Origin of the sequence: Novosphingobium organovorum (assembly GCF_022832435.1) — a bacterium.
Taxonomy (GTDB): domain Bacteria; phylum Pseudomonadota; class Alphaproteobacteria; order Sphingomonadales; family Sphingomonadaceae; genus Novosphingobium; species Novosphingobium organovorum.
This window is the reverse complement of record NZ_JALHLF010000269.1, coordinates 1-505: the sequence shown is the minus strand read 5'-3', so window position 1 is coordinate 505 and position 505 is coordinate 1. Positions and strand designations below refer to the sequence as shown.

Genomic DNA, 505 nt, shown 5'->3' with positions numbered 1-505 from the left:
GTCCAGCGGACCCACGCCGCACAGGCCATGCCGCCCGCACCGCTCGCGGCCGAGGCGGCGAGCGAAACCGCCGCCGAGGCCGAGACGGTTACGCCCGACACTCCAGCCGCTGCCGAGACCCTGCCCGCCACGGCGCGCACCGAAAGCCGCCTGCAACCGGGTGCAACGCTCGCCCACGCGACCTCCCTGCCGCAGCCTGCCGCCCTGTCGGGGTCCGGCGAAAGCGCCGCCGCATCCACCACTGCCACCGGCGAAACGCCGCAGGACTTCGCCACGCTCGTCAGCCGCTTGCACGAAGCGCGCGAGAACCAGGGGGGCAATGTCGTGCGCACCGCGCTCGTCCACGCGCAGTTCGGTCCTGTCTCGCTCCAGTTCCGACCCGACGAGACCGGCATGAGCGTGTCCCTCGCCAGCGCCGATCCCGACTTCGCGCCGAGCGTCCAGGCCGCCGCCGCCAGCGCGCTGGCCACCGGCACCGGCCCGCAGGGCGAACCCGGCCGCGAAG

1 pseudogene is annotated in these 505 nt (G+C 74.9%); it reads left to right on the top strand.

The window, feature by feature from the left end:
- Window positions 1-505, top strand: a pseudogene (locus MTR62_RS21185) (hypothetical protein); the annotation flags it as partial.